Annotated in this window: 17 protein-coding genes and 1 tRNA gene; 17 read left to right on the forward strand and 1 reads right to left on the reverse strand. The window is 71.7% G+C overall.

Translation table 11 applies throughout. The annotated features are described in order from the left end of the window. Positions 1-45 precede the first annotated feature (45 nt). The 6 genes from IEX37_RS01660 to IEX37_RS01685 all read left to right on the forward strand — a co-directional run bounded on the left by IEX37_RS01660 (position 46) and on the right by IEX37_RS01685 (position 6,247). The gene (locus IEX37_RS01660; RefSeq protein WP_188754503.1) at positions 46-1,272 is read left to right on the forward strand and encodes an ROK family transcriptional regulator; all 1,227 of its coding nucleotides are present in this window, start codon (positions 46-48) and stop codon (positions 1,270-1,272) included. Positions 1,273-1,521: 249 nt separating this feature from the next. Next, the gene (locus IEX37_RS01665; protein WP_229663026.1) at positions 1,522-2,544 is read left to right on the forward strand and encodes a VIT1/CCC1 transporter family protein; all 1,023 of its coding nucleotides are present in this window, start codon (positions 1,522-1,524) and stop codon (positions 2,542-2,544) included. Positions 2,545-2,703: 159 nt separating this feature from the next. Further along, a tRNA-Leu gene (locus IEX37_RS01670) sits at positions 2,704-2,789 on the forward strand. A gap of 362 nt (positions 2,790-3,151) precedes the next feature. After that, complete coding sequence (locus IEX37_RS01675; RefSeq protein ID WP_188754505.1) at positions 3,152-3,799, forward strand: hypothetical protein; 648 nt, start codon at positions 3,152-3,154, stop codon at positions 3,797-3,799. Positions 3,800-3,994: 195 nt separating this feature from the next. After that, positions 3,995-5,296 (forward strand): M20/M25/M40 family metallo-hydrolase, encoded by a 1,302-nt coding sequence (locus IEX37_RS01680; RefSeq protein WP_188754506.1) that lies wholly within the window; start codon positions 3,995-3,997, stop codon positions 5,294-5,296. Positions 5,297-5,413: 117 nt separating this feature from the next. Continuing rightward, positions 5,414-6,247: an undecaprenyl-diphosphate phosphatase gene (locus tag IEX37_RS01685; protein ID WP_188754507.1), complete on the forward strand. Its 834-nt coding sequence runs from the start codon at positions 5,414-5,416 to the stop codon at positions 6,245-6,247. A 349-nt stretch (positions 6,248-6,596) separates the two neighbouring features. On the opposite strand, the gene IEX37_RS01690 is transcribed toward IEX37_RS01685, so the two are convergent. Continuing rightward, on the reverse strand, positions 6,597-7,487 hold the full coding sequence (locus IEX37_RS01690; protein WP_229663001.1) for a PAC2 family protein: 891 nt from the start codon (positions 7,485-7,487) through the stop codon (positions 6,597-6,599). Positions 7,488-7,610: 123 nt separating this feature from the next. On the opposite strand from IEX37_RS01690, the gene IEX37_RS01695 reads away from it, so the two are divergent. The 11 genes from IEX37_RS01695 (at position 7,611) to glnA (ending at position 19,271) form a co-directional block, all read left to right on the forward strand. Continuing rightward, positions 7,611-8,330 carry an HAD family hydrolase gene (locus tag IEX37_RS01695; protein ID WP_268236507.1) on the forward strand — a complete coding sequence of 240 codons (720 nt, stop codon included), beginning with the start codon at positions 7,611-7,613 and terminating at the stop codon, positions 8,328-8,330. After that, the gene (locus IEX37_RS01700) at positions 8,327-9,367 is read left to right on the forward strand and encodes a tRNA (adenine-N1)-methyltransferase (protein ID WP_188754508.1); all 1,041 of its coding nucleotides are present in this window, start codon (positions 8,327-8,329) and stop codon (positions 9,365-9,367) included. The genes IEX37_RS01695 and IEX37_RS01700 overlap by 4 nt, the downstream gene beginning before the upstream one ends. 10 nt (positions 9,368-9,377) lie before the next feature. Further along, the gene (locus IEX37_RS01705; RefSeq protein ID WP_188754509.1) at positions 9,378-10,343 is read left to right on the forward strand and encodes an FKBP-type peptidyl-prolyl cis-trans isomerase; all 966 of its coding nucleotides are present in this window, start codon (positions 9,378-9,380) and stop codon (positions 10,341-10,343) included. Between the two features lie 53 nt (positions 10,344-10,396). After that, on the forward strand, positions 10,397-11,377 hold the full coding sequence (locus IEX37_RS01710; RefSeq protein ID WP_229663002.1) for a helix-turn-helix transcriptional regulator: 981 nt from the start codon (positions 10,397-10,399) through the stop codon (positions 11,375-11,377). Continuing rightward, positions 11,374-12,360 (forward strand): helix-turn-helix transcriptional regulator, encoded by a 987-nt coding sequence (locus IEX37_RS01715; protein ID WP_188754510.1) that lies wholly within the window; start codon positions 11,374-11,376, stop codon positions 12,358-12,360. The genes IEX37_RS01710 and IEX37_RS01715 overlap by 4 nt, the downstream gene beginning before the upstream one ends. 32 nt (positions 12,361-12,392) lie before the next feature. Then, positions 12,393-12,638, forward strand: coding sequence for a twin-arginine translocase TatA/TatE family subunit (gene tatA / locus IEX37_RS01720; RefSeq protein ID WP_188754511.1), 246 nt, complete (start codon positions 12,393-12,395; stop codon positions 12,636-12,638). Between the two features lie 28 nt (positions 12,639-12,666). Continuing rightward, positions 12,667-13,455 (forward strand): twin-arginine translocase subunit TatC, encoded by a 789-nt coding sequence (gene tatC / locus IEX37_RS01725; protein WP_308421660.1) that lies wholly within the window; start codon positions 12,667-12,669, stop codon positions 13,453-13,455. Further along, positions 13,452-15,899, forward strand: coding sequence for a DEAD/DEAH box helicase (locus IEX37_RS01730; RefSeq protein ID WP_188754512.1), 2,448 nt, complete (start codon positions 13,452-13,454; stop codon positions 15,897-15,899). The genes tatC and IEX37_RS01730 overlap by 4 nt, the downstream gene beginning before the upstream one ends. A gap of 5 nt (positions 15,900-15,904) precedes the next feature. After that, positions 15,905-17,551 (forward strand): apolipoprotein N-acyltransferase, encoded by a 1,647-nt coding sequence (gene lnt / locus IEX37_RS01735; RefSeq protein ID WP_188754513.1) that lies wholly within the window; start codon positions 15,905-15,907, stop codon positions 17,549-17,551. Positions 17,552-17,600: 49 nt separating this feature from the next. Next, positions 17,601-17,846, forward strand: a complete 246-nt coding sequence (locus IEX37_RS01740) for an SPOR domain-containing protein (RefSeq protein ID WP_188754514.1) — start codon at positions 17,601-17,603, stop codon at positions 17,844-17,846. A 90-nt stretch (positions 17,847-17,936) separates the two neighbouring features. Next, positions 17,937-19,271, forward strand: a complete 1,335-nt coding sequence (glnA, locus tag IEX37_RS01745) for a type I glutamate--ammonia ligase (protein WP_188754515.1) — start codon at positions 17,937-17,939, stop codon at positions 19,269-19,271. Positions 19,272-19,278: the final 7 nt, after the last annotated feature.

Below are 19,278 nucleotides of genomic sequence, written 5' to 3' on the forward strand. Positions count from 1 at the left end.
AAGAAACCGAACCCCCTTGCCCGAGATCCGGAGCGTAGCGCCGACGTGACGACGACGACCGAGGACGCCGGCGACGTCGCGGCCTCGGCCGAAGCCGGCCCGTCGCCCAGCGCCCCGTCGACGAACGCGCTCGTGCGGCAGGGCAACCTGTCGGCGGTGCTCACGATGCTGCACCACGACGGACCGCACTCGCGGGCCGAACTGGTGCGGCGGACGGGGCTGACGCGGTCCACGATGACGGTGCTGACGGCGGAGCTCATCGAGCTCGGCCTGGCGCGCGAGGGGCAGAGCCGTTCGGGCGTCGGGAGGGTGGGGCGCCCCGCGGTGAAGCTGGAGGCGAATCCGGAGGTCGCCGCGATCGCCGTGCACCCCGAGGTGGACGCCATCACGGTCGGTGTCGTCGGGCTCGGGGGCGAGGTGCTGCGGCGCGTCCGCTACGACACTCTGGCGCCGGCTTCCGCGCGTGACACCGTGCGGATCGTGCGGTCGATCGTCGAGGGCATGCGTCCCGACCTGGAGCGCGATCACCGCATCGTCGGAGCCGGAGTCGCCGTGCCGGGGCTCGTCCGTTCGCGCACGGGCAAGGTGCTCATGGCGCCGCATCTCGGCTGGCGGAACGAGGGGATCGCCGAGGCGCTCGGCAGGGCGCTGGGGGACGAGGTCGTCGCCGCGAACGATGCGAGCATCGGCGCCAAGGCCGAGGCGGTGTTCGGTGCGGGCCGCGGCGTGCGCAACATGGTGTTCGCGAACGGCACCGCGAAGGGGATCGGCGGCGGAGTCATCATCAACGGCGAAGTGCTCAACGGCACGGAGGGCTTCGCGGGGGAGATCGGACACACGCTGGTGGATTCGCAGGGGAGCCGGTGCTACTGCGGCCGCCGGGGGTGCCTCGAGACCGAGGTGAACCCGCGGCATCTGCTGCCGTTCCTCGGGCGACACCACATCGACGAGGACGAGCTCGACATCGCGCTCGGGCTTTCCCGCGACCCCGCCCTGCTGCGGGAGGTCGCGCGCCAGGCCGAGCTGCTCTCGGAGGCCCTCACCAACTTCGTCAATCTCTTCAGCCCCGACCTCGTGGTGCTGTCCGGCTACCTGGGCAACCTGCTGTCGGTGAGCAGGGAACGCCTCACCGAAGCGGTGCGGCTGCGCCCGCTCGGCGGGGAGGCGCGGTCGGTGCGCCTGGAGCGTGCGAGCCTGCGCTCGTCGCTCATGCTCGTGGGGGCCGCGGAACTCGTCTTCGAGCGTCGCGTGCTTCCCGTATCGGGCTCGTAGGGCGGACCACATCGGGACGGCCTCCCGGCTGAGACGGCCGCCCTCCGTCCTGCGGTGGGCCGAAATGCTGTCAATCCGGGCCCTCGGGCGCGGCGATCGGCGGGGCGTCGGTAGCGTGGCAGGGAACCCTTTCCCTTCCTCCCTGGAGGTCGCTTGAGCGCGTCCGAATCCGGCCACCACGAGCCGCGCGGTTCAGAGCCCGAACCACAGCAGGGCACGAGCGCCGAGCGCCGCCGCTGGGCGCAGTACCTGGCGGACGAGCGTGCGGAGGCGCACGTGTATCGTCGCCTGGCCGCCTCGAAACGGGGGGAGGAGCGGGCGATCCTCGAGCAGCTCGCGGAGGCCGAGGGCCGCCATGAGGCGCACTGGCTGGCGCTGCTGGGCGGTGAACCCGCGCGCATGCCGCGCGCCGGCCTGCGCACGCGGATGCTCGGCTGGATGGCCGGACGCTTCGGATCGATCTTCGTGCTGGCGCTCGCGCAGAACGCCGAGGCCCGTTCGCCGTACGACGACGAGAAGCGCGCGACGGCCGCGATGCGGGCCGACGAGAAGATCCACCACGAGGTCGTGCGCGGTCTCGCGGCCCGCGGGCGGCGGCGGCTGTCGGGCACGTTCCGCGCGGCCGTGTTCGGCGCGAACGACGGGCTCGTGTCGAACCTCGCGCTCGTGCTCGGCATCGGCGCCACGGGCGTCGCGCCCCACTTCGTGCTGTTCAGCGGTATCGCCGGCCTGCTGGCGGGTGCCCTGTCGATGGCGGCGGGCGAGTTCGTGTCGGTCCGATCCCAGCGCGAGCTGCTGGACGCGACCGAGCCCGGCTCGCTCGGCGACGAGGCGCTGCCCGACCTCGACATCGACTCCAACGAGCTGGCGCTCGTCTACCGCGCGAGGGGCATGGGTGAGGAGGAGGCCGTGGCTCGGGCCCGGCGCGTCATCGCGGAGGCGCACGCAGGACGCATGCCCGCCCGCATCGCGGGCCCCGACGCCTACGAGGTCGTCGGCGGGGCCTGGCGCGCCGCCGGGTCGAGCTTCCTGTTCTTCGCGAGCGGGGCGATCATCCCCGTGCTGCCGTGGATCTTCGGGCTCACGGGTCCGGCGGCCGTCGTGGTGGCGCTGGCCCTCGTGGGCATCGCGCTCCTCGGCACGGGAGCGACCGTCGGCCTGCTCTCGGGTGCGCCGCCCCTCAAGCGCGCCCTGCGCCAGCTCGCGATCGGATACGGCGCGGCCGCCCTGACGTACATGCTCGGCCTCCTGTTCGGCGTCTCGGTCTCCTAGCACGGGCGCGGTCGCCGGATCCGCCGAGAGGCGCGACGGGGCGCGGCGCCCGGGACGCGCCCGGCCCGGGTCGGATTCGTTGGCGAGTGCCGATCGTGGTAATGTCTTACTTCGGCCGGTGAGGCCGACACCCCGGTCACATCGACCGGACACCCAGTTGCGCGGGTGGCGGAATAGGTAGACGCGCTAGCTTGAGGTGCTAGTGCCCGTATTAGGGCGTGGGGGTTCAAGTCCCCCCTCGCGCACGCGAATGAAATAGCCCCTGGCCTGGGATTCAGTTCCCAGGTCAGGGGCCGTTTTCGCTGGAAGTGCTAGAAGAGGTGCTCAGCGTTCTGCGGAGCCTTGGTGCCGTCAGGCTTCGAGGGCGTGGCGGTCGTTGTGTTCGACGGAGGCCGGCAGCCCGGCAGCTTGCGCGAGGCATCCGCGACGCACAGCTGCACATCATCCCCGGAGCGGGCCATCAGTGGCATGTGCCGGCTCCCGAGGAGTTCTCACGCGCGCTGAGAGCCTTCCTGACTGGGGCGGGAGCGAGCGACAAGTAGCCGGAACCAGGAGCCGATCTGTTGAGTGCATCTGCTCCGCATGTGCGGTCTGGGAGAATGGGCGCATGGCGTCACTGGAGCAGAACAGCACGACGCAAGCCCCCGAGTGGTTCGGTTCTGCGGCTCGTGGCATAGCGTTCTTCCCGGTGATGATGAGCGCTTACGCCGTCTTCTACGCCGCGTGGTGGCCGTTCGCCTGGGGCTACGCCGGGTCCGGGGTGTTCGCGCTCGTCGTCGTTCTCGCGGCGGTCTTTATCGCGCGAGGCGTCGCGCAGATTCGCCACGCTTCATCCTTCCCGAACAACCGCAACGATGAGGATCAGCGGCTCGGAAAGACAATGGGGCTGCTCAACAGCGTGACGCATCCGATCTGGATGCTCGGCTCGATCATCTTGCTCGCGTTCGGGGAGGGCCGGTGGGTGCTGCCGCTGATGGTGTTCGTGATCGGTGCGCACTTCGTGCCGATGGCCCGCATCCTCGGGCGCAGGATCGACTATGTGCTTGGCCCGGTCGCGATGGTCGGGGCGATCATTGCCGGGGTGCTCGCTCTTGATCCGCAGGTGTCATGGCTGGTGGTCTTCGCCGTCGCGGGTATCGGCGGTGCTGTTGCGACACTCTGCTACGCGGTCTACATGGCGAGGGCCTATAGGCGGCTGTGCGAACGCGCCGTAGTGCCCTTCCCGCTCACGGCCTCGGTGCCGAAGCCTCGCTAAGCGTTGCCGAGGTGGGCGGCGAAGCGGTCTACGGCGGAGCGCTGCATGGTCGGGGTGACGTGGCAGTTGAAGCCCCCCTCACTCAGACCGAAGAATGACCCCCGACCTGGGATTCACGTTCCAGGCCGGGGGTCGTTCCCGTTGGGGCGCGAGGGCGGGCCGCAGGCGTCCGCGGCGCACGGGTACGGTGGAGCCATGCCCACCCCCGAGACGGAAGTGCCCGAGGTCGTGCGCGTCGCGCGAGACCTGATCCGGTTCGACACCACGAACTGGGGCGCCGGGCGCTCCGAGGGCGAGCGCGAGGCGGCCGAGTACGTCGGGGCGTACCTGGAGGCGCTCGGCCTGCGGCCCGAGTACTACGAGCCGGCTCCCCGCCGGACCAACGTCGCCGCCCGCGTTCCGGGCCGCGACCCGAGCCGCCCCGCCCTCGTGCTGCACGGGCACCTCGACGTCGTGCCCGCCGTCGCCGAGGACTGGTCGGTCGACCCGTTCGCCGGGGTCATCCGCGACGGCATGCTCTGGGGACGCGGCGCCGTGGACATGAAGAACATGGACGCGATGATCCTGACCGCGGTCGCGGATCTGCTCCGGGCGGGCGAACAGCCTGAGCGGGACCTGGTGCTGGCGTTCTTCGCGGACGAGGAGAACGGCGGGGTCGACGGATCGCAGCGCGTCGTGCGCGATCGGCCGGAGTGGTTCGCGGGCGCCACCGAGGCCATCAGCGAGGTCGGTGGCTACTCGATCGCCGTCGGCGGACGGCGCGCGTATCTGCTGCAGGTGGGGGAGAAGGCCCTGATGTGGATCCGGCTCGTCGCGCGCGGCCGCGCCGGCCACGGCAGCCGCGTCCACCCCGACAACGCCGTCACGCGACTCGCGGAGGCGATCGCCCGGCTCGGGGAAACCCGCTGGCCCGTCGAACTCACGGACACGACGCGCGCGCTTCTCGAGGGAATCGCGGAGCTCGCCGGCAGCGCCAGCACGGATCCGGACGAGCTGGCGTCCTGCACGGGACCGGCGGATGCGTTCATCCGCTCCACATACCGCACCGTCGCGAACCCGACCGGTCTGACCGCGGGCTACAAGCACAACGTCATTCCCGACCGCGCCGAGGCCACCGTCGACGTGCGCGTCCTGCCCGGTACCGAGGACGCCGTGCTCGCCGAGATCCAGCGGATCGTCGGCGACGACATCGAGATCGAGATGTTCTTCCGCGACATCGGCCTCGAGATCCCGTTCGCCGGGGACCTGGTCGAACAGATGGTCGCGGCGCTCGGCCGGCACGACCCGGGAGTCCCCGTCCTGCCCTACCTCCTGGGCGCGGGCACGGACAACAAGGCGCTCTCGACCCTCGGGATCGCGGGCTACGGCTTCGCGCCCCTCAAGCTCCCCGCCGACCTCGACTTCACCGGCATGTTCCACGGCGTCGACGAGCGAGTGCCGCTCGACGCGCTGGAGTTCGGTCGACGAGTGCTCGCCGACCTGCTGCGCTCCCTCTGACCCGGCCACAGCCGGGAGCGGGAATCGCCCGTGCGGCGGACGGAACCGGCAACCTCCGTCGCCTAGAGTCGTGAGGTCGTGCGTCCCCGCGGCCCTCCCCGAGAAGGAAAGACCCCCATGTCGTTCATCGAAGCGATCATCCTCGGCCTCGTGCAGGGGCTCACGGAATTCCTGCCGATCTCCTCGAGCGCGCACCTGCGCATCCTCGGCGAGGTCCTGCCGTCGGCGACCGATCCCGGTGCGACGTTCACCGCGATCACGCAGATCGGCACCGAGGCCGCCGTGCTGGTCTACTTCTGGAAGAAGATCGTGCGGGTCATCTCACGATGGGCGCAGTCGCTCGCGGGCCGCGTTCCCCGCAACGACCCGGACGCGCGCATGGGGTGGCTGGTCATCATCGGCTCGATCCCCATCGGCGTGCTGGGATACCTCTTCCAGGACGTCATCCGCAACGTCTTCCGAAACCTGTGGCTCGTGGCGATCGTGCTGATCGTGTTCGGCATCCTGCTCGGCATCGCCGACCACTTCGGGCGCCGCGCCCGCGACCTCGACGACCTCACCTACCCCAGCGGCGTCGCCCTCGGCTTCGCGCAGGCGCTCGCGCTCATCCCGGGCGTGTCCCGATCCGGCGCGACGACCACCGCGGCGCGCGCCCTCGGCTACAAGCGCACGGCCGCGGCCGAGTACGCCTTCCTGCTCGCCGTCCCCGCGGTGTTCGGCAGCGGCTTCTACGAGCTGCTGCACGCGATCCGCGAGCCCGAGACGGGTCCGTACGGGATGGGCGAGACCGTCGTGGCCACGCTCGTCGCGTTCGTCGTGGGCTGGGTCGTCATCGCCTACCTGATGCGCTACCTCAAGACCGGCAGCTTCCTGCCGTTCGTCATCTACCGCGTGCTCCTGGGCGGCACGATCCTGGTCCTGCTGGCGACAGGCGTGTTGAGCGCGTTCTGATTTTCTTTCTCCCACGCGTCGGGCCCCGAGGGGCCGCTCCGCGAGGGAGGCGCTTCGCTTCGCTGCGCGCGCCGGCGCTGCGCGCCTGGTGGCGGGCGCACTCGCGCCCGCACGCTCGCTTCGCTCGCACCGGGTTGAGGTGGGTGGGTGGGTCTCGGCTTCGGCTCGCTGCGCTCGCTCAGCCCGTTTCGACTTCGCTTCGCTCCGCTCAACGACCGGAGGTGATGCGACGCCCAGGTTCCGCTCGTTGAGCGGAGCGGCGGAGCCGCGGAGTCGAAACGGGTTGAGCGGAGCCGCGCAGCGGCGGAGTCGAAACCGAGTGCAACCCGCCGCGGGGTGTGAGGGCGGGTCAGCGGCGGTCGTCGCGGCCGCGGCCGTCGCTGCGGCGCAGGTAGCTCTCGAACGCCTGGGCGATCGCGTCGCCCGAGGCCTCGGGGGAGTCCCACGTGTCGCGCGCCTGCTCGAGCTGGCGGATGTACTCGCGCATGTCGTCGTCGTCCGCCGCGGCGGCGTCGATCGTCGCCTCCCACGTGGCCGCGTCGGCCGCGAGAGTGCCGCGGGGCACCGGGGCGGCGACCAGCTCCTCGAGCCGGTCGAGAAGCGCCAGCGTCGCCTTCGGGGACGGCGTGTGGCCCGCCACGTAGTGCGGCACGCTCGCCCACAGGCTCGCGGACGGGATCCCCGCGCGCTCGGCGGCATCGCCCAGCACGCTCAGCACGCCCACGGGACCCTCGTACGAGCTGCGCTCGAGCCGCAGCTCGCCGCGCAGGGCGTCGTTGTCGCTGCCCGCGAAGATCGAGATCGGCCGCGTGTGCGGGACGTCGGCCATCATCGCGCCCAGCGTCACGAACCCGGTGACGTCCTCGCGCAGCGCCACGTCCATGAACTCGGCGGCGAACGCCTGCCAGGCGCGCGCGGGCTCGACGCCCGTGAGCACCCACAGCTCGATCGCGTCCGCCGCGCCGTCCGCGCGGGGCACGGGGCGGTGCAGCGTCGCCTCGGGCCACCGCAGGCGCCGCCGGCCGTCGCCGTCGACCCCGACCGTGGGCCGCGTGTACTGGTAGTCGAAGTAGAGTTCGGGATCGACGCTCACGACAGGCTCGTAATCGCGCGCCGCGAGCAGCTGGCTCACCGCGCCGGTCGCGGCCTCGCCGGCATCGTTCCAGCCGTCGAATGCGGCGACGATGATCCGGCGGCCCAGGGTCGTCGGCGCCTCGGTCTTCTCGACCTCGCGGTCCACTCCGCTCCTTCCCGCCCGCCGCGCCTCGCGCCCGGCGGAGCCTCGTCCCAGGATAGGCGCGTCGGGGCCCGGTGGCGCCAGCACACGGCGATTGCGAGGGAGGGCGGCCGTTAGGCTGTCACGGTGACTTCGCCCCTCAACCTCCCCGCCCGCTCCGTCGGCGCGGGGCCGCGCGCCGTCCTGTGGGACATGGACGGCACGCTCGTCGACACGGAGCCGTACTGGATCGCCGCGGAGCGGCCCCTCGTGGAGGAGTACGGCGGCACGTGGACCGAGGCCGACGGGCTGCGGCTCGTGGGGCTGAGCCTGGACGCCTCCGCCCGCATCCTCCAGGAGGCGGGGGTCCGCCTGTCGACGGACGAGATCGTGTCGACGCTCACGACGCGCGTGATCCGGATGTGCGCCGAGAAAGGCGTGCCCTTCCGTCCTGGCGCCGTCGAGCTACTGCGCGACCTGCGGGCCTCGGGGATCCGCTCCGGGCTGGTCACGATGTCGATGCGCCGCATGGCGCTCGCGATCGCGGAGCTGATCGACTTCGAGGCCTTCGACGTCGTCGTCGCCGGCGACGACGCGCGCCGGCCCAAGCCGTACCCCGATCCGTATCTGCAGGCCGCGGAGGCCCTCGGCGTCGACATCGCCGACGCCGTGGCGATCGAGGACTCGCCCAACGGGCTCCGCGCCGCACTTGCATCCGGGGCCGCCACGATCGGTGTGCCGAACATCGTGCCGCTGGACGGGTACGGCGCCGAGCTGTGGCCCACCCTCGCCGGCCGGACCGCTGCCGACATCGTCGCGTTCCACGCGGCGCACACGCCCCTGGCGGCCGAGGGCGGCGTCTCGTGACGGCCGTGCCCCGGGGACCGTTCCGGATCGGCGACCGCGTCCAGCTGACGGGGCCGAAGGGCAAGCTCCACACCATCACGCTGCGCGAGGGCGGCGAGCTCCACACGCATCACGGCGTACTCCGCCACGAGCAGCTCGTCGGGCAGCCCGACGGTTCTGTCGTCGAGAACAGCTCGGGCCACGAGTACCTGGCGCTGCGACCCCTGCTGCGCGACTTCGTCATGTCGATGCCGCGCGGGGCGGCGATCGTCTACCCCAAGGACGCCGCCGCGATCGTCGCCCAGGCCGACGTCTTCCCGGGCGCCGTGGTCGTGGAGGCGGGCGTGGGATCGGGCGCTCTGTCGCTGTCGCTACTGCGCGCCGTGGGATCCGAGGGCCGCCTCATCTCGTTCGAGCGCCGCTCCGAGTTCGCGGACGTCGCGCGCGCCAACGTCGAGACGTTCTTCGGGCGCACCCCCACGACGTGGGAGGTCGTCGAGGGCGACCTGGCCGAGGAACTGCCCCGCGTCGCGCACCCGGGCTCGGTCGACCGCGTCGTGCTCGACATGCTCGCGCCCTGGGAGGTCATGGACGCGGTCGCCGACGCCCTCACGCCCGGCGGTGTCGTGATCTGCTACGTGGCGACCGCGACGCAGCTTTCCCGCGTGGCCGAGTACATCCGCGGCACCGGTGCGTTCACCGACCCCGAGGCCAACGAGACGATGGTGCGCGGATGGCACGTCGAGGGCCTCGCCGTGCGGCCCGACCACCGCATGGTCGCGCACACGGGGTTCCTCATCTCGGCCCGGCGACTGGCTCCGGGCGTGGTCCCGCCCGAGGTCAAGCGCCGCGCCTCCAAGCGCAGCTTCAGCGACGAGGACCTCGAGATCTGGACTCCCGGTGCCGTCGGGGATCGGGAGATCACGGACAAGAACCTGCGCAAGCGCGTGCGCGAGGCGCAGAAGGCGGCCGAGGGCGCGCGCCGCGCCGCGGGAGCGGCGCCCGAGTCGTCCGGGGAGGCGTCCGCCTCGTCCGGAGCGGGCGACGACGGCGCATAGACTGATCGACATGCGGAGAACCTCGGCCGTCCTGTCGATCGCCGCCCTCGCGGGCGTGACCCTGGTGGGCTGCACGCCCGCCGGTGCCGCGTCGCCCGACTGCGATCGCGACCCCGTGACGAACCCGGACGCGATGTCGCTCATCGAGGTGTCCGGGTCGCCCGAGCAGGTGCCGGTCGTCGACATGTACACGCCGTTCACCGTCGCGGAGAACGCCTACGCCGACATCGAGCGCGGCGACGGGCCCGCGATCACCGACCTGCGGCAGCCGGGCGTCCTCGACATCACGCTCTTCGACGGGGCGACGGGCCAGACGCTGCTGGGCACGGCCTACAGTGGCGACGTCTCGGCGCCCGGGTCGCTCGAGGGATGGATCGACCAGTTCCCCGGCCTCGAGGATGCCCTGCAGTGCGCGACCGAGGGCTCGCGCGTCGCGGTGGCCCTGTCTCAGGACGGCGTCTCGGAGCAGGCGCGCGCCTACTACGCGCAGTTCGGCGTGCCGTCGGAGGGGTCCATCGTCGCGGTGGTCGACGTGCGGCGCGTGCTGCCCCGCGCGGCCTCCGGTCAGCTCCGGTTCAACGACGGTCACGGCCTGCCGACCGTCGTGAGGGCCCCGGACGGGCGCCCCGGCATCAGCCTCCCCGGCACAGCCGCGCCGCGCGACGTCGTCGTGCAGACACTCATCGAGGGGGACGGACCCGTCCTGGGCGAGCAGACCGCCTTCGTGCAGTACACCGGCGTGACGTGGGAGGGCGGCGAGGTCTTCGACACCACGTGGGACGACGGCACGCCCGCCCCGCTCGCGGCCGCGCAGGTCGTGCCGGGCCTCGGCGATGCGCTGCGCGACCAGCGCGTCGGGTCGCAGATCATGGTGGTCGTGCCGCCGGACCAGGGCTACGGCGACCAGCCGCGCGGCTCGATCCCCCCGAACTCCACGCTCGTCTTCGTCGTCGACATCCTCGCCCTGCAGGAGTAGGCGGCGTCGGCGCGCTCCGATCTCGCGCGGCCCGTGCGCCCTAGGATGGGGGCGTGTCCCAGAGGATCCCGGCGGAAGAGCGCCAGCTGAACCTGGTCGTGGCGCTCATGGCCACGGAGATCGGGCTGACGAAGCAGCAGATCCTCGAGACCGTCTCGGGCTACCGCCAGCGCACGACATCCTCGAGCGACGCCCTGGAGAAGATGTTCGAGCGCGACAAGGAAGACCTGCGCGAGCTCGGCGTCCCGATCGAGACGCTCGGCGACCACGCCGATCCGCACGATCTCCGTGAGGCGCGGTACCGCATCCCGAAGGCCGAGTACGACCTCCCCTCCGACATCGACTTCACCCCCGCGGAGCTGGCGATCCTGCGCCTGGCGGGATCCGTCTGGAGCGAGGGGTCCCTGTCGAAGGATGCGCACACCGGTCTGCGCAAGATCCGAGCCCTCGGCATCGAGGTCGACGAGCCGATCATCGGGTTCGCGCCCCGCCTGACGGTGCGGGAGCCGTCGTTCGCCCCGCTCCGCGACGCGATCGAGGCGTGCCGCGTCGTGGCCTTCGACTACCTCAAGCCGGGGGAGCCGAGCCCGCGGCGACGCGTCGTCCGTCCGCTCGCGCTCGTCGACTACGAGGGCCGCTGGCACGTCTCGGCGCACGACGTCGCCGCGGACGGGGAGCGCATGTTCCTTCTGTCGCGCATCGTCAGCGACGTCGAGCCGACGGGCGAGCGCTTCGAGCCGGCGTTGCGCGACGGCGCCGGCGAGCGCGCCATGCGCGGACTGGAGGAGGTCGCGGCGCGCAACCGCGCCCTCCTGGAGGTCACTCCCGGCAGCGAGGCCGCGCTGCGCCTCACCCGGCGCAGCCTGCCGGCGCCCCAGGGCATCCTCGTGCCCTACGTCGACGCGCACATCCTCGCCGACGAACTGGCGTCCTACGGACCGGAGGTGCGCGTCGTCGAGCCGGCGCCGCTGCGGGCGGCGGTCATCGAGCGGCTGCGCGCCGCGCGGGACGTCCACCGGGACGGTGCGGCATGAGACGCATGCTGACACCCGACCGGGTCGCGCTGCTGCTCACCCTCGTGCCGTATCTGCTGGAGCGGGGCGAGGTGTCGGTCGAGGAAGCGGCGCGAGAGTTCGACGTGACGCCGGACGAGATGCGTGCGATGGTCGAGAAGCTGACGGTCATCGGCATGCCGGGTGACGGCGATTACCTGCAGATGCCGAACGAGATGTTCGACATCAACTGGGACCTGCTCGATGAGCAGGACGTCATCGAGATCACGCAGGCGGTCGCACTGGACCGCGCGCCCCGGCTGACCGCGCGCGAGGCAGCCGCGCTGCTCGCGGGCCTGCGGCTGGCCAGCTCGCTGCCGGGCGTGGCCGAGAGCGAGGTGTTCGCCGGGCTGCTCGCCAAGCTCGCCCGGGGCGCGGCGTCGGCGCCCGCCGAGGTGGTGGTCGCGCCGGCGCCCGTCGACGAGGTTCGCTCGATCGTGTCGCGGGCGCTGCGCGAGCAGGTCGCGGTCTCGTTCACCTATCGGCGGCCTGACTCCGAGCCGACGACGCGCACGGTGGATCCGGTCAAGGTGATCGTCACCGAGGGGCAGTGGTACCTGCAGGGGTGGTGCCACCTGCGCCGCGCGATGCGCAACTTCCACCTGGAGCGCGTGTCCGACGCCCGGCTGACGGACATCCGCATCGCGCACGCGCATGAGCCGGTGCCGGAGCTGTTCGCGCCGGGCGAGCACGACCAGACCGTGGTCGTGCGCTTCGCGACCGAGCTCGCGCCCCTGCTGGGCGACTACCTGGCGGGCGCGGAGACCTCCGAGTCCGGCGGAACGACGACCGCACGTCTGCGTGTCTCCGACGCGCACAGCCTCAAGCGGCTCGCGACGCGCCGCGGCGGTCGCATCGAGATCGTCGAGCCGGCGTCGGCGCGCCGGGCCGCCGCCGAGTGGGCCGATGCAGCGCTCGCCCTGTACGGCGAGGCGTCCAGCCCGCCCCCGGGAACCGCGGGTTAGACTGACCGCACTGTCGAGCATCGGAGAGAACAATGCCTCTTGGCAACGCTGGACCGTGGCAGCTGCTGCTCATCCTGGTCATCGTCCTGCTCATCTTCGGCGCTGCGCGCCTTCCGGCCCTGGCCAAGAGCCTCGGTCAGTCCGCGCGCGTGTTCCGCGGCGAGATGAAGCAGATGAAGGACGACGGCAAGACGGAGTCGAAGTCCGCCGACGACGAGGCCGGCGCCGGTTCGACGTCCGCCGAGCCGCGCACGGGTTCGCCCGAATCCAAGCCCTGACGCTCTCGTGGCCACGACCGATGCGGACGTGACCTCACGGGACGACCAGCCCTACCGCGATCGGAGGATGTCGCTCGCGGGGCACCTGATGGAGCTCCGTCGCCGGCTGATGATCGCGGCTATCGGTCTCGTCGTCGGCATGGTGATCGCGTTCATCGTCACCGACCCGGTCATCGACTTCCTGCTCCGACCCATCGAGCTCGTCGCGGGCGAGCTCGGCGACGACTTCACGCGGCTGACCTACACGGGGCCGACGAGCGCATTCGACATGCGCCTGCGCATCTCGTTCGCGATCGGGATCGTGCTGTCCGCGCCCGTCTGGCTCTGGCAGATCTGGGCATATGTGATGCCCGGGCTCACGCGGCGCGAGGTGCGCTACACGGTCGGTTTCATGGCGGCCGCGATCCCCCTGTTCTTCGGCGGATGCGTCGTCGCGGTGATGCTGCTGCCGAACGTGCTGCTCGTCATGGCGTCGTTCGTGCCCGATGCGCAGTTCGCGTCGCAGTTCTACGAGTCGTCCGGCTACTACGACTTCGTGTTCAAGATGATCACGATCGTCGGCATCGCGTTCGTGCTGCCGGTGTTCCTCGTGGCGCTCAACCTCGCCGGCGTCGTCGATGGGCGCGCCGTGCTGAAGGGGTGGCGTCCCGCGTTCGTGATCGCCCTCGTGTTCGGCATGCTCGCCTCGCCGCCCGCCGACATGGTGACCATGCTGATCCTCGCCGTCATCCTGTTCGCGCTGTACATGGCGGCGGCGGTCGTGTGCCTGGCCTTCGACCGGCGCAAGCGCAAGCGGGATCCGGAGCTCGCCCCGTGAGCGCGGCGGCCGGGCCCTCTCCCGCCGAGCGCTACGCCGCGGCGCGCGACCGGCGCGCGCACCCGGAGACGCACGCGTTCGCCGAGGCGCAGCGGTTCACGCTCGACGACTTCCAGATCGCGGGCTGCCGGGCACTGGAGGACGGGCGCAGCGTGCTCGTGGCGGCGCCCACCGGCGCGGGCAAGACGATCGTCGGCGAGTTCGCGGTGCACCTGGCGATGCGGACGCCGGATCAGAAGGCCTTCTACACGACGCCCATGAAGGCCCTGTCGAACCAGAAGTTCCGGGAGCTCCAGGACGTCTACGGCGAGGACGACGTCGGGCTGCTGACGGGCGACACCAACATCAACGGGTCGGCTCGGGTGCTCGTCATGACGACCGAGGTGCTCCGCAACATGCTCTACGCGGACTCGCCGGCGCTGCGCGGGCTCCGCTACGTCGTCATGGACGAGGTCCACTACCTCGCGGACCGTTTCCGCGGCGCCGTGTGGGAAGAGGTCATCATCCACCTCCCCGCCGACGTGCGGCTCGTGTCCCTGAGCGCCACCGTGTCGAACGCCGAGGAGTTCGGCGACTGGCTCGACACCGTGCGCGGCGACACCGAGGTGATCGTGTCCGAGACGCGCCCCGTGCCGCTCGAGCAGCACGTCCTGGTGCGCGGCGACCTGCTGCCGCTGTTCGACGACCGCGCGGGGGCGGCGACGACGCAGGTCAACCAGGAGCTGCTGCGCGTGCGCAGCTCGTTCGCCGCGGCCAGCGGCGGCTTCTCGGCCGTCCACCGGGGCGGCCGGCGCCGCAGCGGCCCGCGTCGACCCCCGCCACCGCGTCGCATGGAGCGCATCGACCGGCCCGACGTCGTGCAGCTGCTCGAGCGCTCCAACCTGCTGCCGGCGATCTTCTTCATCTTCAGCAGGGCCGGCTGCGACGCGGCCGTCCAGCAGGTGCGGCGGTCGGGTCTCCGGCTGACGACCGCGGAGGAGCGCGCGGAGATCCGCGAGATCGTCGAGGCTCGCACGGCCGCACTTCCCGACGAGGACCTCGGTGCGCTCGGCTACTGGGAATGGGTCGAGAACCTCGAACGCGGCGTCGCGTCGCACCACGCGGGTCTGCTTCCCGCGTTCAAAGAGGTCGTCGAAGAGCTGTTCCAGCGCAAGCTCGTCCGAGTCGTGTTCGCGACCGAGACGCTGGCGCTCGGCATCAACATGCCGGCACGAACCGTCGTGCTGGAGAAGCTCGAGAAGTTCAACGGCGAGGCGCGCGTCGCGATCACCTCCGGCGAGTACACGCAGCTCACCGGCCGGGCCGGGCGGCGCGGCATCGATGTCGAGGGCCACGCGGTCGTGCAGTGGACGGAGGGCCTCGATCCGCAGGCCGTCGCCGCGCTCGCCTCACGGCGCACGTACCCCCTGAACTCGAGCTTCCGCCCCACCTACAACATGGCCGTCAACCTGATCGACCAGTTCGGGCGCGCCCGGGCCCGCGAGGTGCTCGAGTCGTCGTTCGCGCAGTTCCAGGCGGACCGGGCCGTGGTCGGGCTCGCACGGCAGGTCAAGGACGCCGAGGAGTCCCTCGCCGGCTACGAGAAGGCCATGACGTGCGAGCACGGGGACTTCACCGAGTATTCGGCCATCCGGCGGGACCTCAGCGATCTCGAGAAGCTCAACCGGAAGGACCAGGGCGCCTCCCGCGGCACGCGCGAGAAACGCCAGCGCGAGATCAACGGCCTGCGCCGTCGCATGCAGCGCCACCCGTGCCACCGGTGCCCGGACCGTGAGAAGCACGCGCGCTGGGCCGAGCGCTACTGGAAGCTGCGCCGGCAGACCGACAAGACCCGCCGACAGATCGAGAGCCGCACGGGCACCGTGGCGCGCGTCTTCGACCGCATCATCGACGTCCTCGTCGCGCTCGACTACGTGCGCCTGGAGGGCGACGAGGCGACGCTGACCGACGCGGGCCGCCGCATGCGGCGCATCTACGGCGAGCGGGATCTGCTCGTCGCGGAGGCGCTGCGCACCGGGATCTGGAGGAACCTGGACGCCGCCTCGCTCGCGGCGCTCGCGTGTGCGCTCGTGTACGAGCCGCGACGCGACGACGCGGGCGCCGACCCCCGTTCGCTCCCTCGCGGGGCGTTCCGGATCGCCCTGAGCGAGACCGAGGACCTCTGGGCGCGCCTCGACGACCTGGAGCAGGAGCACCACCTGCCCGGCACGGAGCCCGTCTCCACCGGGCTCGCGGCGGCGATGCACATGTGGGCGCGCGGCGCGCTGCTCGACCGGGTCCTGACCGAGGCCGACATGGCGGCGGGCGACTTCGTGCGCTGGGCGAAGCAGACCATCGACCTGCTGGACCAGCTCTCGCTCGTCGCCGAGGGTGAGCTCGCCCGCACCGCTCGCCGCGCGCTCGACGCCGTCCGGCGCGGCATCGTCGCGTACAGCTCGGTGTGAGAGCCATGCGAGATCGTCCGGCCGCGGCCTCGCCGCGCCCCCTCCTGCCCCTCTGGGCCGCCGTGCCCGCGGCCGCGGCGGGCGGGCTGGCGCTGGACGCGGCCTTTCCCGAGCTCGGGATCTGGCCGCTCGCCTTCCTCGCTGTGGGGCTCTCGCTCGCCTCGCTCATCGGACGCCGAGTCGGCGGCGCGCTGCTCGTCGGACTCGCCTTCGGCGCCGCGTTCTGGTTCCCGCACCTCGACTGGGCGGCCCGCTTCCTCGGCGACCACCCGCTCGCCTGGGTGCCGTGGACCGCTCTCGCCGGAGTCCAGACCCTGTTCTCGGCGCTCGGGGCGATCCCGATCTCCCTGGCCTATCGGTGGTTCCCCGACCGGCGCGTGCCCCGGCTCACGCTGCTGCCGCTCCTGGTCGGAGCGGTCTGGACCGCGCGCGAGCTGGTGATGGGGAACTGGCCATACGGGGGATTCCCCTGGGCCAGGCTCGGGATGACGCAGTCGGAGGGGCCCTTCGCCGCCGTCGCGTCGTGGCTCGGCGTGAGCGGCCTGTCGTTCCTCATGGCGGTGCTCACGGCCGCGCTGCTCGAGCTCGCGCGCGTCCGCCCGGTTCGCCTGCGGTCGCTGCTGCCGGCGGTCGCGCTCGCTCTCGTCCTGGTCCTCACGCCGCAGTGGCAGACGGGCACCGCCGGGACCATGCGCGTGGGCGCCGTGCAGGGCAACGGGCCCGCGGCGTACTTCGACGAGCGCAGCCGGGGCGACATCCTGGCGGCGCAGCTGGAGGCGTCCCAGCCGTTGCGGCACGAGGACGTGGACGTCGTCCTCTGGCCCGAGGGAGGCGTCGACTCCGACCCCCGCGCGGACCGGGCCACGGCCCTGACCCTGAGGGTGGCGTCGCGCGCGTTCGGCGCGCCGATCCTGCTCAACGCCGCCTCGGAGGAGGGGGACCTCGTCTACAACACGTCGATGCTGTGGACCGAGGACGGCCTCGACGCCGACGGCGGCCTGCAGACCCACGCGAAGCGGCATCCCGTCCCGTTCGGCGAGTACGTGCCGGACCGCGAATTCTACGGCGCGATCGTGCCCGACCTGATCGGCCTCATCGGGCGCGAGTACACGCCGGGAACGGACGCGCCCGTGGTCGACGTCGACGCGGTCCGCATCGGCCTCGCGATCTGCTTCGACGTCATCTACGACGACGTCATCCGCGAGGGAGCCCGCGAGGGCGCGCAGGTCTTCATGTTCCAGACGAACAACGCCGACTTCCGCGGCACGGACGAGAACCTGCAGCAGCTCGCGTTCGCGCGCATGCGCGCGATCGAAACGGGTCGCACCGTCGTGAACCTCTCCACCGTCGGCACGAGCCAGGTGATCGCTCCCGACGGTACGACGATGTCGGCGCTGGGCGTGGACGAGGCGGGGCTCCTCGTGTCCGAGCTCGAGCTGCGCGAGGGCCTCACGCCCGCGGTCGTGCTCGGACCCTGGGTGCAGGCCGCGCTGCTCGCCGGCAGCCTCGCCGCGCTGGTGCTGCTCGGTCTCGCCCGGGCCTTCCGCAGAGGAGGAGCCCGGGACGGACGCGGAGGATCCCGCCGACGGCCGCGCGCCGCGCCGCGACGTCCCCGGAGCGACGTCGACCGCGTCGTCGCGATGTTCCGCTGACTCCGCAAGCCCCTCCACCGGAGCGGCGGGCCTGCCTAGGATCGGGCACATGAGTTCTGACACCACGCGATTCGACGGTTCCTTCGGCGAGCCGGAGGAGAAGTACTGGTTCAACATGCGCACGCGCGAGGTCGAGCACGGGCCCGAGTCGCCCGCTCCGGACCGCGTGGGCCCGTTCGACTCCCGGGAGGAGGCGGCTCGCGCGCCGGAACGGCTCCAGGATCGGGCGAAGGCCTGGGCCGAGGACGAGGAGCGGGAGCGCGAGGCCGACTGGCCTACCGGCAACCCGGGATGACGCGGCCCGCGCGACGCTGTCGACGCCACCGCGGGCAGTAGGCTGAGCGGGCGGGGACGCCCCGTCACCTGTTCCTGCAGAGGGGAATCGATGGACAAGCAGAGGGACTTCGTGCTGCGCACGATCGAGGAGCGCGGCGTCAAGTTCGTGCGGCTCTGGTTCACGGACGTGATCGGCACCCTGAAGTCGGTCGCGATCGCGCCGGCCGAGGTCGAGGGCGCGTTCACCGAGGGGATCGGCTTCGACGGCTCGGCGATCGAGGGACTCACGCGCACGTACGAGTCGGACCTGCTCGCGCATCCCGACCCGACGACGTTCCAGATCCTGCCGTGGCGCGGCGAGATCGATCCCACGGCGCGGATGTTCTGCGACATCACGACGCCGGACGGTCAGCCGGCGGTCGCGGACCCCCGTAACGTGCTCAAGCGCACGCTCGCCAAGGCCGCCGACGCCGGCTTCACGTTCTACACTCACCCCGAGATCGAGTTCTACCTCCTGAAGGCCGGTGCGAGCCCCGAGGCGATCGAGCCGGTCGACCACGCCGGGTACTTCGACAACGTCCCCGGCGGCACGGCGCACGACTTCCGGCGGCGGTCGGTGCGCATGCTGGAGGACCTCGGCATCTCGGTCGAGTACAGCCACCACGAGGGCGGGCCGGGCCAGAACGAGATCGACCTGCGCTACGCCGACGGCCTGACCATGGCCGACAACATCATGACGTTCCGCACCGTGGTCAAGGAGGTGGCGATCGAGCAGGGCGTCCACGCGACGTTCATGCCCAAGCCCCTCTACGGCGAGCCGGGCAGCGGCATGCACACGCACATGTCACTGTTCGAGGGAGACACCAACGCGTTCTACGAAGAGGGCGCCGAGTACCAGCTCTCCAAGGTCGGGCGGCAGTTCATCGCGGGACTGCTGCAGCACGCCAACGAGATCGCGGCCGTCACGAATCAGTTCGTCAACTCGTACAAGCGCCTGTGGGGCGGCGACGAGGCGCCGAGCTACATCACGTGGGGGCACAACAACCGCTCGGCCCTCGTACGGGTGCCCATGTACAAGCCCGGCAAGAGCCAGTCGGCGCGCGTCGAGCACCGCGGCATCGACTCGGCGGCGAACCCGTACCTCGCGTACGCGCTGATGCTCGCGGCGGGGCTGAAGGGCATCCAGGAGGAGTACGAGCTGCCGGCGGAGGCGGAGGACAACGTGTGGGCCCTCAGCGAGGGGGAACGGCGCGCCCTCGGCTACCGGCCGCTGCCCTCGAGCCTCGAGGACGCGGTCGAGTACATGGAGGAGAGCGAGCTGGTCGCCGAGACCCTCGGTGAGCAGGTGTTCCGCTACGTGCTCAGCAACAAGCGCCGCGAGTATCAGCAGTACCGCTCGCAGGTCACGCATTTCGAGTTGAAGCACAGCCTCGACATCATCTGATGCGGCC

This window comes from Microbacterium album (genome assembly GCF_014643695.1).
GTDB lineage: Bacteria > Actinomycetota > Actinomycetes > Actinomycetales > Microbacteriaceae > Microbacterium > Microbacterium album.

What these genes read in the sequence shown, in the direction of transcription:
- IEX37_RS01715 (WP_188754510.1), top strand. Translation starts at nt 11,374, where the DNA reads ATGAGACGCATGCTGACACCCGACCGGGTCGCGCTGCTGCTCACCCTC.
- IEX37_RS01685 (WP_188754507.1), top strand. Translation starts at nt 5,414, where the DNA reads ATGTCGTTCATCGAAGCGATCATCCTCGGCCTCGTGCAGGGGCTCACG.
- lnt (WP_188754513.1), top strand. Translation starts at nt 15,905, where the DNA reads ATGCGAGATCGTCCGGCCGCGGCCTCGCCGCGCCCCCTCCTGCCCCTC.
- glnA (WP_188754515.1), top strand. Translation starts at nt 17,937, where the DNA reads ATGGACAAGCAGAGGGACTTCGTGCTGCGCACGATCGAGGAGCGCGGC.
- IEX37_RS01680 (WP_188754506.1), top strand. Translation starts at nt 3,995, where the DNA reads ATGCCCACCCCCGAGACGGAAGTGCCCGAGGTCGTGCGCGTCGCGCGA.
- IEX37_RS01740 (WP_188754514.1), top strand. Translation starts at nt 17,601, where the DNA reads ATGAGTTCTGACACCACGCGATTCGACGGTTCCTTCGGCGAGCCGGAG.
- IEX37_RS01705 (WP_188754509.1), top strand. Translation starts at nt 9,378, where the DNA reads ATGCGGAGAACCTCGGCCGTCCTGTCGATCGCCGCCCTCGCGGGCGTG.
- IEX37_RS01675 (WP_188754505.1), top strand. Translation starts at nt 3,152, where the DNA reads ATGGCGTCACTGGAGCAGAACAGCACGACGCAAGCCCCCGAGTGGTTC.
- tatA (WP_188754511.1), top strand. Translation starts at nt 12,393, where the DNA reads ATGCCTCTTGGCAACGCTGGACCGTGGCAGCTGCTGCTCATCCTGGTC.